Source organism: Acinetobacter sp. 40AMC3-4 (genome assembly GCF_049898185.1).
Lineage (GTDB): Bacteria > Pseudomonadota > Gammaproteobacteria > Pseudomonadales > Moraxellaceae > Acinetobacter.
In genome coordinates this window covers 54,621-69,530 of sequence record NZ_JAFCXG010000004.1, presented here as the reverse complement: position 1 = coordinate 69,530, position 14,910 = coordinate 54,621, and the positions used below count along the sequence as shown (strand labels likewise).

Genomic DNA, 14,910 nt, shown 5'->3' with positions numbered 1-14,910 from the left:
TGTGATGCCTCCTAGAAAAAAATCCAAGTTTGAGCAATGGTTTTCATTTAGTCGACATCAACGTCGTTTTGGTGCAGATAAAATTTATGAAAGCTTGGAGCAAACTGATATAGAGACACTTAAGAAAAAGTTGATTGTTGGAAATGACATTGAATATACCTATGGCTCTGAAAAAGATTTAAATAAGCATATAGAAAATCTTAAGCGAGAGTTTGTTGGGCAGCCTGAGATCAATCATTTTCACGCCAGTTTAATTGTTTTGATTCGTCGTGAAATTGATATTGATAAAAATTATAATAAATTCAAAGATTTGTGGTTAAGTGAGCGAGATTTTTTATTAAACTCTTTGAATATGCGATGGTTGGTTTCTGCTTGTGATACTTTCATAGATTATGAAAAAGATACTACTCTGAGAGCAATATTGATGATAGCGGTAGTATTGATAAATACAATTAAAGCTCAGGAAACAGAAGCTATTTTGTGTAATCAACGATATGTGGAAAACAAAACCGCCTTAGAAAAATTACAAAGTCAACGGGTTGCTCTCTTTGATGGAACATCAGCTTTGGCAGTTGGCACAGATGATACACTTCGAAATATGCGTTGGCGCTTAGATCAGGTTTGTTCAGAACATCAATTAGGTGCAATTGTTATTGAAATCTTTAAACGTCTACAATGTGAAGAAAATAATAATATTTATTCACGTTCGAAACAGCGTCATAAAAGAGAACGCACAAGCTGGTGGTAAGTCTTGGATATTGATAAATGGTAAATCTTCAGATGAAAAAAATTGTAATAGCTATATTCACCTTACAAGGGAATGGAGCAGAGCGATTCGCATTAACACTTGCAAAAGGTTTGGTTGATGCTGGACATGAAGCACATATTATTTATTTTAAAAACATTATTGATTTACCGATCCCTGAAGGCGTAAAACTTCACTTTTTTGATTATCAAAAGTATCGGGCGATTCCCAAATTTATGCGTGCCGGTTTTGCAGCAAAAGCTTTTGATCGATTTGTGATTAAAAATATTGGTACTCCTGATCTTGTTCTATCAAACTTATTTCCTGTTGATTTTGTATTATCAAAAAGTCAGTTGCCGAATGTTCACTTAGTCATTCATAACACGACGAGTTTGGAATATGGTGAACAATTAGCGGGTATGAGAAAACAGCTAGATAAAGTTTATTTAGCCAAGCCTTGTGTGGCTGTGAGTAAGGGGGTCGAAAAAGACTTTATTGAAATATTTGGTTCAAAAAGTCGGATCACTACAATTTATAACCCGATTGATGTTGAACAGGTTGTTTCAACATCAAATGAATATATCCCTGATATTGAAAAACCGTATATTGTAAATGTTGGAAAATTTAAGCAGCAGAAGCGACATGATATTTTAATTAAAGCTTATGCAAAAGCCAATGTTCAAGAAAAGCTGGTTTTGGTCGGGACTGGTGAACTATTAGAAACTTCTAAAAAATTGGTTAAAGATTTAGGGATAGAAGGCAAGGTTATTTTTACAGGCTTCAAAAAAAATCCCTATCCATATATTAAGCATGCAAAATTTATGGTTTTGTCGTCTGATTTTGAAGGGTTGGGTTTAGTAATTTTAGAAGCTTTAGCTTTGGGTATTCCCGTTATAAGTACTGATTGCCCTTCAGGTCCCAATGAAATTTTACAAGCTAATAATCTCGTTGCTGTAGGCAATATTTTTGAACTTTCGCTTAAAATCAATCAAGCATTAAAAGAGGTAGATAATTATTCAACAAATTTGAATCCATCTTTTACCCAAAGTTATGCTGTTGCGGAATATATACGGTTAATCGATTAACTTAATAAATTTATCAGCCATCTCTTTAATATCGTAATGTTTTGATAAGTTTGGGGGAATTTGATATGGATTTTCTAATATATCTTCGATAGAATTTTTTAATTCTGCACGATTATTTGGTTGTACTAGACCGCGTTGCATATCAGGGGTAAAAAATTGATGTGATACTCCTTCGCTGCAATTATATGCAACGACATGAGTGCCATTTAATAGAGCTTCTCCAATAACAAGACCGAAGCCTTCTGTCTGAGAAGGGAGAACTAATATTTTACTTTTTTTAATATATTCGATAGGTTCATCCACCCAGCCAGTAAAATGAACACGATCGCTAATATTTAGTTGATTGACTAATTTTAAAAGTTTGTCTTTTCTTGCTCCATCACCAATAATAATCATATTTTTAATAATATGAGAATTTTTTAGAGCAAATAAAGCATGTTCAATTTGTTTGGAAGGTGATAAACGACCAACATAGCAAATATCCCATACTTTTTCTTTCTTTTCAGATTGTATTGTATCTTTTAAATTTAATCCATTATAAATAACATTTATATTAGAATTCTCTAAAATTTGAGAATATTTCAATTTTAAATCTTTATTAAGTACGATAAAATTTTTGTTTGAAAACGCTTCCTTAAATTTATTAATAAATTTTCTCTTCTTATATATATTTCTTAATATTTTAATCGGATTTGAAGTTTTATTAAATTCAGGAAGAATGTCTGCTTGTGACCATATCCATATATTTGGATGATTAATAAATGATATGCTTAAATATGCATACCAAATAGTTAATATAACAGCTTCAGGTTTTATTTCATCAATAAGAGACTGGAGTTGTTCTTTCTTACTAGATTCTAATTTTTTGTCTATTAATAACTTCCCACCAACAAATTTACTAGGAAAATCAATAGATTGAATATTGAAACTCTTAGTCTTTTCTTTATAATTATTTATATCAATTAAGGTTATGATGTTTATTTCATAGCCTCTCTCTTGCAGTTTTTTTGCAAGATTAAGAGTCATAATTTCTGCACCACCACCTTTAAGATGATCAATAATAAAAAGAATTTTTTTCTGATCTTTCATTTTAAACCTAATTTTTAAGTTTTAATTTAAGTAGCTAATTTTTACTATGAGTAATATAAACTTTTGTCATTTTTCAACTTCCTAAACCGTTTATATCCCCACAAATACTGCTCTGGAGCGACATTAATCATGCGTTCTATTTCTTTATTTAAGGTGTCAACAGAAAGCTGCAAATCTCTAGATAAAATATCGAAGGATAATTCGGTGACATGAATATCATAACCGGATAAATCATCACGTCTTAAACAACTGAGTCCAACCACAGAACATTGTGTTTTGGCTGCCAGTTTGGAAAGTAAGGTAGAAGATAGCGCATTCTGATTGTAGAAAAGTGAGTAGATACCACCACTTTCGTTAGGTACATGATCCGGTAAAATTGCAGAAAAGCCACCCTGTTTTAAATGCTTAAACAAAGCACGTACACCAGAATCATCTGTAGGGACCAGTGTGGCATTCAGGCGTTGCCGAGCTTCAAGCATAAAGCGGTCAACATCCTGATTCTTGCTGGGCTTGTACATAATCACAGGAGAAGTATGTTGATTTACCCAGACATTCAATAGCTCCCACGTACCAAAATGTGGCACCACGGCCAAACAACCATGCGGATTTTGCAAAGCTTGGATAAATAGATCTACACCATGCACATCTCGAATTAAAGACAGCGCATATTTAGAAGATGAACCCCAAATTTTGACTGATTCCGCATAAGTCATACACTGACTTTTCAGGCTGCGTTTGGTCAAATCAGCCCGTTCAGATTCAGAAAGTTCAGGATAAGCAGAGGCCAGATTAATCTCAGTCACTCGGCGTGCAGAAGAATGGCTGAAATACAAAAGAGATCCAGCCAGTTGCGCAAGACTTTGAATGAATCTTAACGGAAGCTTGGAGAAATTTTTGAGTAGGGTGTACATGTTATCCAGATGGTCAGATTATAGGTCTTTGTCCGGATTGCCTTTCAGCACCATATAAATCAAACCTACAAAAATCAGCAGGGCACCTAAAATACTGCTCAGGCAGAAATACACAATACGGTCATTGGTATCAAGGTTGAACAGGTTGTTTGCAAGGATATAGCGCATGAACAGCCATTGAACCACTGAAAATACAATAAGCATAATGCTGCGATTACGAACTGCAGGACGCATAGCCATTGCTAATTACCTTAGATTAAAAACTGTGGCTATTATGCCACTGTTCCAGATGCGACTCAATCTTACAAAAAAAGCCCCGCACGAGGCAGGGCTTTTTCACTTAAAACGTCAAGAATTATTCTTGAGATTCAGCTTTTGGTTTTTCACGTAAGCGAATACCAAGGTCACGCAGTTGGTTTGATTCAACTGGTGCTGGCGCTTGAGTCAATGGACATTCAGCAGTCTTGGTTTTCGGGAATGCAATCACGTCACGAATAGAAGAACCGCCAGTCATGAGCATCACAAGACGGTCAAGACCGAATGCCAAACCACCATGCGGAGGAGCACCGTAACGTAATGCATTTAATAAGAAGCTAAATTTCTCTTCCGCTTCTTCTTCACCAATACCAAGCGCTTCAAAGATCGCTTTTTGCATTTCAAGGTTATGAATACGCAGTGAACCACCACCGATTTCAGTACCGTTCAATACCATATCGTAAGCCACAGACAGAGCAGCGCCTGGGTTGTTCTTCACTTCTTCTACGCTAGATTTTGGCAGCGTGAATGGGTGATGCACAGACGTCCATTTGCCATCGTCAGTTTCTTCGAACATTGGGAAATCAACAACCCAAAGTGGCGCCCACTCACAAGTTGATAGTTTAAGGTCATGACCGATCTTCACACGAAGCGCGCCCATTGCATCGTTAACAACTTTCGCTTTGTCTGCACCGAAGAATACGATGTCGCCATTTTCAGCACCAACACGTTTCAATAGATCAAGTACGATTGGCTCGATGAATTTCACGATTGGAGATTGAAGACCTTCGATGCCTTTTTCAAGTTCGTTGACTTTGATGTAAGCCAAACCGCGTGCACCGTAGATGCCTACAAATTTGGTGTATTCATCAATCGCGCTACGTGGCAGTGAACCCGCACCCGGTACGCGAAGCGCAACGATACGACCTTTAGGATCTTTAGCAGGACCTGCGAATACTTTGAACTCAACGTCTTGCATCAAGTCTGCAACGTCAACCAGTTTCAACGGAATACGCATATCTGGTTTGTCAGATGCATAGTCACGCATTGCATCGTTGTAGGTCATGCGTGGGAATTTATCAAACTCTACGTTTAGAAGTTCTTTGAACATCTTCACGGTTAAAGTTTCCATTAAATCCATAATGTCATCGTCACTCATGAACGATGTTTCAACGTCGATTTGGGTGAATTCAGGCTGACGGTCAGCACGTAAGTCTTCATCACGGAAACATTTCGCGATTTGGTAGTAACGATCAATACCGCCGACCATCAACAACTGTTTGAATAGCTGTGGCGATTGTGGAAGTGCGTAGAAGCTACCGTTAGATACGCGGCTTGGCACTAAATAGTCACGCGCACCTTCAGGCGTTGCACGAGTTAAGATCGGAGTTTCAACGTCTAGGAAGCCATTGTCTTCGAAGTAGTTACGAATCAGGTTGGTTAACTTAGAACGGAAGCGCAAACGATCTAGCATTTCTGGACGACGGATGTCCAAGAAACGGTATTTCAAACGAATTTCTTCAGAAATATTGGTGTTTTCGTCATTCAAAGGGAATGGCGGAGTTTCAGACTGAGCAAGAACTTCAATTTCTTTGCCCAAGACTTCGATTTGACCGCTCACCATATTGGCATTTTCTGTGCCTTGATAACGGCGACGCACACGGCCTGTAATTTTTAATACAAATTCTGAACGTACTTTATCAGCAGTTGCGAATGCTTCAGGAGTATCTGGGTCAATAACCACTTGAACAAGACCATCACGGTCACGCATGTCAAGGAAGATGACACCACCGTGGTCACGGCGACGGTGTACCCAACCGCATAATGTTACGGTTTGGTCAATTTGAGCTTCGGTTAAAGAACCGCAGTAATGAGTTCGCATCATAGCGTTAGAAATCCAACTATATGGGTTAAGGTCAGCGAATACGTAAACAGCGTACCGCTTTGAGTAAAGGTAGGATTATGCCTCTTTGGGCATGTTGTCACAAGAACTTGGGTCAAAAACAATATCATTTTAAAGTGAATAGAGGAAAAGCCAGTGCTTTGTTTAACCCATCCTGCGACCTCTGTCTAAAAATAAAAACAATAAACAGCCCAGACTAAAGGTGATCAAAAAGCCTTGACTAAATTCATTGATCGAGCGACCAGTAAAATAATAGAGGTCTGATTGCCAGACTTCAGTAGAAATATAGCGCGCATAATCCCAGACCGAAAATAGGCCGGTAAATATAGAAAAGAGCAATAAGCCCCAGGCAAACGATTTGATTTTTAGGCTGACTGCAAGATATTGCTGATGAGTTTTATAATAATGCACACTCATCCACAGCATAAACGGCAAAACGATCACAGACGTGCCGATCTGTAAAATCCGGTGCAGCGGATAACTGTTGCCAAATAGCTGAAACTGTTGGGCTAAGACTTCATGAAAGGCAAAAGTTCGAAAATCGACATGGGTTAGTCCATCCCAGATTAAATGGGTGGCTGTACCAATGATGACTGCCAGACACATCACCAGGATGAATTTTAGTGCTGAAAGGATATTGTGAATCTTTAAATCATGCTGAATACCGATGAAACGGTAAATCACGGGCCGGTAAATCAGGTACCAGACGGCACAAAAAGCCAAACCAATCCAGAGATCTGGATGAATCAGCGAAGACCATAAATGGGTGATATTCGAATTAGTATGAGTAAACAAGCGATGCAGATCGGGAACCATGCTCCCAATTGCCAGCGCAGCAACAGGAAGTCTATTCCCAGTCAAATATGAAATAGGTGGAGCAAGCACAGCATGCGATAAGGTAAAGGGCATAAAGACAATGTTTTAATGTAATCAAAAGTATTCAAAGGACATTCTAATAAAATATAGCACTGATTATCGTAAAGGATTGCAAAAATAATGAAATGTTATATTATAACATTAATCCAGATTACTGAATTTGAGCTTCGGTCATGTCCTTCCCTAAGAATCTAATAACATTGTCAATTTTTGCTGTAGTTGCGCCTACAGTATTTGCAGAGCAATCCTCATCTTCTATCCCGGTTCAGACCATGGACACTATTCAGGTGCAAGCTCATCCATTGGTGCAGACTGCGGCGGATTTCGCGGTTGCAGATCAGGTCGTGGATCAGAAAGCGCTATCTGAACGTGCCACCACCATTGGGGATGCCTTGGCAGATGAGCTGGGTGTTTATTCTAATCAATATGGTTCAGGCTCAAGCCGTCCTGTGATTCGTGGTCAAGATGGTCCACGTGTGAAAGTGTTGCAGCATGCTTCTGAAACAGCGGATGTATCCACTTTGTCTCCTGACCATGCAGTAACCGTTGATCCGATTCTGGCAAAACAGATGGAAGTAATTCGCGGTCCATCAACCTTGCTTTATGGTGCCGGTACAGTCGGTGGTCTGGTGAATGTCACTGATCAAAAAATTCCGACCCAGATGCCTGAAGATGGTTTGGAAGGTACAGTCGGCCTGCGTTATAACTCAGGCAGTGATGAAAAACTGGCAAGTGCTGGTGTGACAGCGGGTATTGGTGAAAACTTTGCTTTGCGTGTAGAAGGCTCAAAACGTAAAGCCAATGATTATATTGCACCGGATTATTTTCATGAGCATGATGACGAATTAGAAAAAGAACGTCGTGTGGGCAATACTTTTGCTGAAGGGCAAACAGTCAATATTGGCGGATCATGGATTCATGATCGTGGTTTTGTCGGTCTGTCTTATAGCAACCGTCAGGATCAGTATGGCTTGCCAGGGCATAGTCATGAATATCATGGCTGTGTTTTACATGGCGATCATTTTCATGGTTGTCCAACACCTGACCCAGATGCACCAGTCCATGAAGAGCATGGTGGACCATGGGTAGATTTAAAATCTGAACGCTATGAAGTACGCACCGAACTGGAACAGCCTTTTGCCGGTGTTGAAAAACTACGTGCACATGCCAGCATTACCGATTATGAACACGATGAACTTGAAGAAAATGAAGTGATCAGTAACTTTAAAAGCAAAGGTTATGACGGTCGTTTAGAGTTGGTGCACGTGCCAGTTGCAGGTTGGGAAGGGGTGATCGGAACCCAGATTTCACAGCAAAAAATTAATCTTGCCGCATCAGAGCATGACCATCATGAAGATGGCGATGAGGACGATGAAGAACATCATGTTCATGGTTCAGGGGTCGTGATGCCGGACACAAAAACTGACAAATTCAGTCTTTTTGCTTTAGAACATAAGCAACTTGGCGATGTGCATGTTGAACTTGGTGCGCGTGTCGATCATCAAAAAGTGAAAGTAGATTCGGATCAGAAAGATTATTCGGGGACTGGTGTCTCTGCATCCGCTGCTGCCAACTGGGAATTTGCACCGAATTACAAACTTTCTGTAGTGGGATCTCATCAGCAGCGTTTGCCTTTAGCTCAAGAACTCTATGCTAATGGCTTGCATTTTGCGACCAATACCTATGAACTCGGTAATCCTGATCTCGATAAAGAAACTTCAAATAATCTCGAATTAGGTCTGCATTATGAAGGGGATAAACTGGATTACCATGTGCATGTCTATCACAACTGGTTTGATGATTATATCTATGGCGAAACGGTAGCCCAGAAAGGTAATTTACGTGGCGTGCAATATACCCAGGACAAAGCCAGATTCTATGGTACAGAAGCACAAGCCGGGTATCAGATAAATGATATGTATAAGCTCAGCGTCTTTGGGGACTATGTACGTGGCAAGATTGAAGGCGAAAATGCACCACGTGTACCTGCAGGTCGCTTAGGCACCAAAGTAGAAGCAGACTTTGCCGATGGCTGGTCAGGTTTGGCTGAGTATTATCATGTCTTTAATCAGGACAAAATCGCCAGCTATGAAGATGAAACCCAAGGCTACAATATGGTGAATGTTGGCCTGAGTTATGCCAATAGCATTGCAGATAACAATGCTTATCGAGTTTATTTCAAGGCCAATAACTTGCTCGATGATCAGGTGTATTCACATACTTCCTTCCTGTCGAATATTCCGCAGGTGGGTCGCAACTTTACTGTCGGCGTGCAGTATGATTTCTAACAGGTCTACTGAAATAATCGACCAAATCATCTAGATCTCACTGAAATCTACTTGAAAAATCATAAGATAAAACCTAGCCTGAGTATATTGGGTTAGGTTTTTTCTTATGCGTATCTTTCAACGAATTCACAATAAATTGAACTGGTCGAATCGCCGTTATGCGACTTTGATCATTAGTATGCTGGCTGTGGGTTATTTGGCTTCGGCAATCTACCACACGTATAAGCCTTTGCCGGAAGGTCTGAATTACACGGGCAAACTGCGTCATGCCGAAGTCAAGTTTCTGGCCGATCAGACTTATCTGGATGCCGAAGGAAAACAGCATTTAGATCATCGCATTTTTAATGAAATGCTGAAAATGATTGAAGAGGCCAAATCGCTGATTGTGCTGGATATGTTTTTATTTAATCAGCAAACCGGTGCATCTACGCAGCATCATCAGGCACTGAGTAAACAGTTGAGTGATGCTTTAATCAGTAAGCGTCTGCTGCAGCCTGAGGTAGAAATCAAATTTATTACCGATCCGATCAATTCGGTCTATGGTGGAATTAGATCCGAGCAGTATCGGGAATTACGTCAGCACGGTATTGATGTGATTGAAACCAATCTGACGCCGTTGCGGGCTTCCAATCCAAGCTGGTCCGGCTTCTGGTATATCTGTTGCCAGGGCATTGGCAATAATCCGGAAACAGGCTGGTTGCCGAATCCATTTGGAACAGAAAAAATTACCCTGCGCAGTTATTTTGATTTGTTTAACTTTAAAGCCAATCATCGCAAAACTATGGTGGTGGATACCGATCAAGGCTGGAAAGCACTGGTCACGTCCATGAACCCGCATGATGGCAGTTCGCGGCATTCCAATATTGGCTTATTGGTCTGGGGTAGCACAGCCGTCGATATTCTGAAAACAGAACTGTCTGTAGGCATGATGTCACAAGCGAATATGCCAGCTATTGTCGTTGGGGATTTTCAGGCAGACATTAGCCAACCACAAGTTCAGGTGCTGACTGAAAAAGCCATTTATGATGCGATTCTGAATCTGATTCAGACCGCGAAAGCCAGTGAACAGATTGATCTGGCAATGTTTTATCTGTCTGAGCGAAAAATTATCAAAAGTCTGATAGCGGCCCATGAACGTGGTGTCAAAGTCCGGATTTTACTCGACCCAAATAAAGATGCCTTTGGCCGTGAAAAGAATGGAATTCCAAATCGGCAGGTGGCTTCAGAATTGCACGAAGCGGGTATAAATGTACGTTGGTGTCATACTCAGGGTGAGCAATGTCATAGCAAGATCCTAATGAAGCGCAATGCTCAGCAAGCTGAAATGATTTTAGGTTCGGCCAATTTTACGGTACGCAATTTGAAAAACTATAATCTGGAAACTAATATGCGCGTGGTGGGTCAGCCTCAGGCCGAAGTCTTCCGGGATGCCCAGCAATATTTTGAGGGTGCATGGTCAAATCTAAATGGCCGTTCGATGAGCGTAGATTACACTCAATATGCAGAAAACTCGTTCTTTAAATATTGGCTGTATCGTTTTATGGAATGGAGCGGCTGGTCGACGTTTTAATTTTAAATCCCTCCTGACCTCCCTTTTTAAAAAGGGAGGAAAGTCCCTCTTTGAAAAAGAGGGAGTTAGGGAGATTTTTTATTATCAGCTTTTTGATTCTGGATTCGGCGGAACCAGCTGATCCAGCTCTTTATCCGTTAATTCATCCAGCTCAGAAATATCGGTTTTAATTTTCCATTGCGCTTCATCATCAACCGGATTTGGTAAACGCGCTTCTAACCAGTCACAAACTACATCGGGTGGGAAATCTGCGTGATTACACTGGATCACCCAAGACAGGAAATCTTTGGCTACACCATTCATATATGGCGGTGGCGAAACTGGAAGGAACTGAGTTGGGAGGCGTTCATTTTTAGAAATATAATTCAGGACATGACCTAATTCTTGCACAGTTTGCCAAGCCAGCGGATGATTTACATTGATCTGAAACTTAAACCACCATGCCTGTTTACCATCTGAACCATAGCTATCAATCCGTTCTTTCTGAACACTCGGCACTTTAGAAAAATATTCATGTAAACGATCGAAATTTAAATCAGACACAGTATTCAACTCGAAACATTAAAAAAAGTAATTTTAGCATAAAGCAGTAGCCTGCCGACGTGCCTGTCAGATTGAAAATAGGCGAGCGCATTACAAAAAATTGCAGCTCCAATGAGCTTATCCATATTTTCTGCACCTATTTTGTTTAAAATATAAGCAGATTATTCGGAGGAAGCTCAAATGAGAATCGTACTATCGAGTGCAATATTGGCTGCATTGCTATTAGGAGCTTCTGCACAAAGTATGGCTGGCAATGCTTGGGTGGGTTATGGTGGTGTAGATCGATCCACACCGAATTATCGCAGCGCTCCACGATCTTATGATCCACCACGGCAGCATTATCCGCAACGTCCGCTGCCACCAAGACCACATTACCCGCAACGACCACCATATTGGGGCTATCCACCTGCACAGAGTCAAAGTGGATTAAACATTCAGTATCAGGCACCGACCACTATTTATCAAAATTCGAATAGTTATAGCTGGGTCAATGGTGATCCGAATGTTGCCCGGATTGAAAGTTCGAGATATACGGTAATTACCGATTGGCAGCGTTTAGGGTTACCAGCACCACCGCGTGGCAGCTACTGGATTTATGAAAACGGACGCTATGTGCTGGTGCCGAATCGTTAAACTGCTCTAAACTCTGAACGGATAATTCAGTTATAAACGTCAATAACTCAAAAAGACCAAAATAGTTCCCTCTCCTGTGAGGAGATGAGTAGCACTGCTACGCAAGGGAGAGATTGCTTGAGATAAATCTCCCAAAACCCTAAACGAGGCTTAAGTATTACTTTAAGCTGAAGTGCAAAAAAAAGAGGGCTTAAAAGACTATGCCAATTCATCATCTTCTGGACGCGGTGTTTTGCCAAGGGGTAATGGCTTTTCACTATGTTTGTCACGAATCACGGATGGATAAGTCCATGAGGCATAGCGCACCACTAATATCGCAAAGGCCAGAATCAGAATCGAACCGGTAATAATCACCAGATCCATGCTGGCTTTATGCGTGTGTTGAATATCTGCAATCAGCAAACGGGTCAGTGCAGTAATGGCAATATAAATCAGGAAACGTACTGGCATATGGTTGGTTTTGAAATAGATGCCGACCATGGCACCAAGTTCCAGATAAATAAACAACAGAAGAATGTCGTCAATGGTGGCGAACTGTTTCACGGTCAGAATGTCAATGACGGTATGGCCAGCGGACCAGATCACCATACAGCCAATAATAAACAGCGCAATATAATGAAAGCTTTCTACAGCAAGATTACCAAGACGGTCGAGGAGGGCTTCAAATTTTTCAATTTTTGGACGTGATTTAGACATATTATCCTCCTGATTTTTCATATGAAATAAAGATAGTTACAGAATAACGTGCAAAGATCATGCACAGAATGATTGAATGAAAAATAAAGATTAAATTATTTGAACTTTTGCGCTTTTTTTAGACTAAATTGCTATATTGTATGGGTGGTAACATTGAATAAATAGGAGAAAAAAGTGTTAGATAAAATTCAAACAAAAATTAGCCAATTAGAAGCCGGAAAAAAATTAATCCTCGGCGTAGGCATTAAGGCTGAAGATATGCAAAAGGTGGTGGAACTCTGCGAGTCTTTAGAGTCAGAGGGGAATATCAAAATTGTGAATAAACATCTGAATCCGAAGAGCAATAATCAGCCGGATACCTTACTGATTCAAAAAGTTTAATTGTTGCATTTTCATAAAAAAACGCCTGCTGATGCAGGCGTTTTTTATTGCAGATTTTCAGCTTAAGCTTGAGTCGTGAAATAATCTTCAGAGAAGTTCATGATGACGTCAGAACCTGATTTCACTTTAGTAATGCGTAATGCCAGTTCAGGCAGAATGCGTTGTACAAAATAACGTGCCAGAGCGAGTTTATTTTGATAGAACTCACCTTCTTTATTTTTCGCTGCATTGGCAATGCGCGCAAACATATAAGAGAAACTCAACAGACCTACAGCGTGCAGATAGTCGACTGCGGTCGCATTCGGAAAGTCATGACTTTCTCTTGCTGCTTCCAGAATATACTGAGTCACTGATTCAACTTCAGTCGCTGCATCCAGTGTGGCATCTTTAATGAAGTTCAGGTCTGCATCCAGACTATTGGCAAAGTCACGGATTTCAGAGATATATTCAGAGATATATTCGCCGCCACATTTAATGGTTTTACGGCCGATCAAATCTTGTGACTGTACGCCGTTGGTGCCTTCATAGATCTGGGAAATACGCAGGTCACGGATACATTGCTCCAAGCCCCATTCACGGATATAGCCATGACCACCGAAGACCATTTGTGCATCTAATGTCGCTTGGAATGCGGTATCCGTTAAATACGCTTTCGCGATTGGTGTTAATAGCGCAACACGGTCATTGGCTTTTTTCACCGCTTCAGGATCAGTCGAGAATTTGGTGATATCCAACTGTTGACCTACATACACGGCGAATGCACGTGAAGCTTCATTATTGGCACGTACATTCAGCAGCATACGGCGTACATCACCATGCACTAGAATACTGTCCGCAGGTTTGTTTGGTGATTGAACGCCAGCCGCGCTGCGACCCTGTAAACGGTCTGTCGCATATTGCGCAGCGTTTTGATAAGCGAATTCAGAAGCACCTAGGCCTTGGATACCCATCGACAGACGTTCATAGTTCATCATCACGAACATTGCAGCGAGACCTTCATTTTCTTTACCAACGAGGTAACCTTTCGCACCGTCAAAGTTCATGACACAAGTTGCTGATGCCTTGATTCCCATCTTGTGTTCGATTGAACCTGGGCCGACCGGGTTACGTTCGCCAATAGAACCATCTTCATTGACCAAGAATTTCGGTACGATGAAGAGGGAAATACCACGAGAGCCGGCAGGCGCATCTGGGGTTTTTGCCAGAACTAAATGAATGATGTTTTCCGCCAGGTCATGGTCACCGCCAGTGATGAAAATCTTGGTGCCGCTGATGCTATAAGTGCCGTCTTCGTTACGTTCAGCTTTGGTCTTGATAATACCCAGATCAGTACCGGCATGTGGTTCAGTTAAGCACATGGTGCCTGACCATTCGCCCGAATAAATTTTAGGTAAATAGGTTTCTTTTTGTGCTTGTGAAGCATAGCTATTCAACGCCATGCCTGCACCAACAGAAAGCAGTGGATACAGCATGAAAGACGGGTTGGTCGCGAACAGCATTTCATCAGAAAGTACTGTCAGCATTTTCGGCATTTCCTGGCCGCCCCATTCCATATCTGCGCCCAGACCAATCCAGCCGCCTTCTGCATATTGTTTGAATGCTTCTTTAAAGCCAGCAGGTGTGGTCACATTGCCATTTTCAATTTTTGCGCCTTCTTCATCACCTGTACGGTTCAGTGGAAGCATGACGTTTTGCGAAAATTTTGCCATTTCTTCAAGAATCGCTTCTGCTGTCCCAGCATCCAGATGCGCTAGATTTTCATTGGCCTGCCAGAACGGTTCTGCATTGAAGACATCGTTCAGGATGAATTTCATATCGGCAAGTGGCGCGTTATAAATTGGCATGGTGTGTCACCTGTTTATTGTTTGATTAAATGAGTTTTAATCAGTCTAAAACACTCAAAATCTGAATGTTAGACGACTAAAGGTTAATTCT

Annotated in this window: 14 protein-coding genes; 6 read left to right on the top strand and 8 right to left on the bottom strand. The window is 40.8% G+C overall.

What is annotated here, in order from left to right; translation table 11 throughout:
- Positions 1–4: 4 nt before the first annotated feature.
- Together ACP7BU_RS06540 and ACP7BU_RS06535 are read left to right on the top strand one after the other, a co-directional pair.
- Entirely contained in the window at positions 5–748 is a 744-nt protein-coding gene (locus ACP7BU_RS06540) for a hypothetical protein (protein WP_201701596.1), read from the top strand.
- 32 nt (positions 749–780) lie between these two features.
- Positions 781–1,830, top strand: a complete 1,050-nt coding sequence (locus ACP7BU_RS06535; protein WP_425879205.1) for a glycosyltransferase — start codon at positions 781–783, stop codon at positions 1,828–1,830.
- Here ACP7BU_RS06535 and ACP7BU_RS06530 read toward each other — a convergent pair.
- From ACP7BU_RS06530 to ACP7BU_RS06510, 5 genes are all read right to left on the bottom strand, one after another.
- Complete coding sequence (locus ACP7BU_RS06530) at positions 1,819–2,919, bottom strand: glycosyltransferase (protein WP_425879207.1); 1,101 nt, start codon at positions 2,917–2,919, stop codon at positions 1,819–1,821. The genes ACP7BU_RS06535 and ACP7BU_RS06530 overlap by 12 nt on opposite strands.
- A gap of 44 nt (positions 2,920–2,963) precedes the next feature.
- A complete protein-coding gene (locus ACP7BU_RS06525) occupies positions 2,964–3,830 on the bottom strand; it encodes a lysophospholipid acyltransferase family protein (protein WP_425879209.1) in 867 nt (288 codons plus the stop codon).
- 18 nt (positions 3,831–3,848) lie between these two features.
- A complete protein-coding gene (locus tag ACP7BU_RS06520) occupies positions 3,849–4,070 on the bottom strand; it encodes a hypothetical protein (RefSeq protein WP_004278319.1) in 222 nt (73 codons plus the stop codon).
- 115 nt (positions 4,071–4,185) lie between these two features.
- A complete protein-coding gene (gene aspS / locus ACP7BU_RS06515) occupies positions 4,186–5,970 on the bottom strand; it encodes an aspartate--tRNA ligase (RefSeq protein ID WP_425879211.1) in 1,785 nt (594 codons plus the stop codon).
- Between the two features lie 162 nt (positions 5,971–6,132).
- Positions 6,133–6,897, bottom strand: coding sequence for a DUF4184 family protein (locus ACP7BU_RS06510; RefSeq protein ID WP_425879213.1), 765 nt, complete (start codon positions 6,895–6,897; stop codon positions 6,133–6,135).
- A 140-nt stretch (positions 6,898–7,037) separates the two neighbouring features.
- Between ACP7BU_RS06510 and znuD the strand changes: the two genes are divergently transcribed.
- Positions 7,038–9,152, top strand: coding sequence for a zinc piracy TonB-dependent receptor ZnuD (znuD, locus tag ACP7BU_RS06505; RefSeq protein WP_425879215.1), 2,115 nt, complete (start codon positions 7,038–7,040; stop codon positions 9,150–9,152).
- A 106-nt stretch (positions 9,153–9,258) separates the two neighbouring features.
- Positions 9,259–10,722, top strand: coding sequence for a phospholipase D-like domain-containing protein (locus ACP7BU_RS06500; RefSeq protein ID WP_425879217.1), 1,464 nt, complete (start codon positions 9,259–9,261; stop codon positions 10,720–10,722).
- A gap of 84 nt (positions 10,723–10,806) precedes the next feature.
- On the opposite strand, the gene ACP7BU_RS06495 is transcribed toward ACP7BU_RS06500, so the two are convergent.
- Entirely contained in the window at positions 10,807–11,265 is a 459-nt protein-coding gene (locus ACP7BU_RS06495; protein WP_425879219.1) for a hypothetical protein, read from the bottom strand.
- A gap of 180 nt (positions 11,266–11,445) precedes the next feature.
- Between ACP7BU_RS06495 and ACP7BU_RS06490 the strand changes: the two genes are divergently transcribed.
- Positions 11,446–11,898 (top strand): RcnB family protein, encoded by a 453-nt coding sequence (locus ACP7BU_RS06490; RefSeq protein WP_005103287.1) that lies wholly within the window; start codon positions 11,446–11,448, stop codon positions 11,896–11,898.
- A 198-nt stretch (positions 11,899–12,096) separates the two neighbouring features.
- On the opposite strand, the gene ACP7BU_RS06485 is transcribed toward ACP7BU_RS06490, so the two are convergent.
- Positions 12,097–12,594, bottom strand: a complete 498-nt coding sequence (locus tag ACP7BU_RS06485; RefSeq protein ID WP_004647497.1) for a phosphate-starvation-inducible protein PsiE — start codon at positions 12,592–12,594, stop codon at positions 12,097–12,099.
- Positions 12,595–12,768: 174 nt separating this feature from the next.
- Between ACP7BU_RS06485 and ACP7BU_RS06480 the strand changes: the two genes are divergently transcribed.
- Positions 12,769–12,975: a hypothetical protein gene (locus ACP7BU_RS06480; RefSeq protein ID WP_004278311.1), complete on the top strand. Its 207-nt coding sequence runs from the start codon at positions 12,769–12,771 to the stop codon at positions 12,973–12,975.
- A 62-nt stretch (positions 12,976–13,037) separates the two neighbouring features.
- Here ACP7BU_RS06480 and ACP7BU_RS06475 read toward each other — a convergent pair whose 3' ends face one another.
- Entirely contained in the window at positions 13,038–14,819 is a 1,782-nt protein-coding gene (locus ACP7BU_RS06475) for an acyl-CoA dehydrogenase C-terminal domain-containing protein (RefSeq protein WP_005246013.1), read from the bottom strand.
- Positions 14,820–14,910: the final 91 nt, after the last annotated feature.

What these genes read in the sequence shown, in the direction of transcription:
- ACP7BU_RS06540 (WP_201701596.1), top strand. Translation starts at nt 5, where the DNA reads ATGCCTCCTAGAAAAAAATCCAAGTTTGAGCAATGGTTTTCATTTAGT.
- ACP7BU_RS06535 (WP_425879205.1), top strand. Translation starts at nt 781, where the DNA reads ATGAAAAAAATTGTAATAGCTATATTCACCTTACAAGGGAATGGAGCA.
- ACP7BU_RS06530 (WP_425879207.1), bottom strand. Translation starts at nt 2,919, where the DNA reads ATGAAAGATCAGAAAAAAATTCTTTTTATTATTGATCATCTTAAAGGT.
- ACP7BU_RS06525 (WP_425879209.1), bottom strand. Translation starts at nt 3,830, where the DNA reads ATGTACACCCTACTCAAAAATTTCTCCAAGCTTCCGTTAAGATTCATT.
- ACP7BU_RS06520 (WP_004278319.1), bottom strand. Translation starts at nt 4,070, where the DNA reads ATGGCTATGCGTCCTGCAGTTCGTAATCGCAGCATTATGCTTATTGTA.
- aspS (WP_425879211.1), bottom strand. Translation starts at nt 5,970, where the DNA reads ATGATGCGAACTCATTACTGCGGTTCTTTAACCGAAGCTCAAATTGAC.
- ACP7BU_RS06510 (WP_425879213.1), bottom strand. Translation starts at nt 6,897, where the DNA reads ATGCCCTTTACCTTATCGCATGCTGTGCTTGCTCCACCTATTTCATAT.
- znuD (WP_425879215.1), top strand. Translation starts at nt 7,038, where the DNA reads ATGTCCTTCCCTAAGAATCTAATAACATTGTCAATTTTTGCTGTAGTT.
- ACP7BU_RS06500 (WP_425879217.1), top strand. Translation starts at nt 9,259, where the DNA reads ATGCGTATCTTTCAACGAATTCACAATAAATTGAACTGGTCGAATCGC.
- ACP7BU_RS06490 (WP_005103287.1), top strand. Translation starts at nt 11,446, where the DNA reads ATGAGAATCGTACTATCGAGTGCAATATTGGCTGCATTGCTATTAGGA.
- ACP7BU_RS06485 (WP_004647497.1), bottom strand. Translation starts at nt 12,594, where the DNA reads ATGTCTAAATCACGTCCAAAAATTGAAAAATTTGAAGCCCTCCTCGAC.
- ACP7BU_RS06475 (WP_005246013.1), bottom strand. Translation starts at nt 14,819, where the DNA reads ATGCCAATTTATAACGCGCCACTTGCCGATATGAAATTCATCCTGAAC.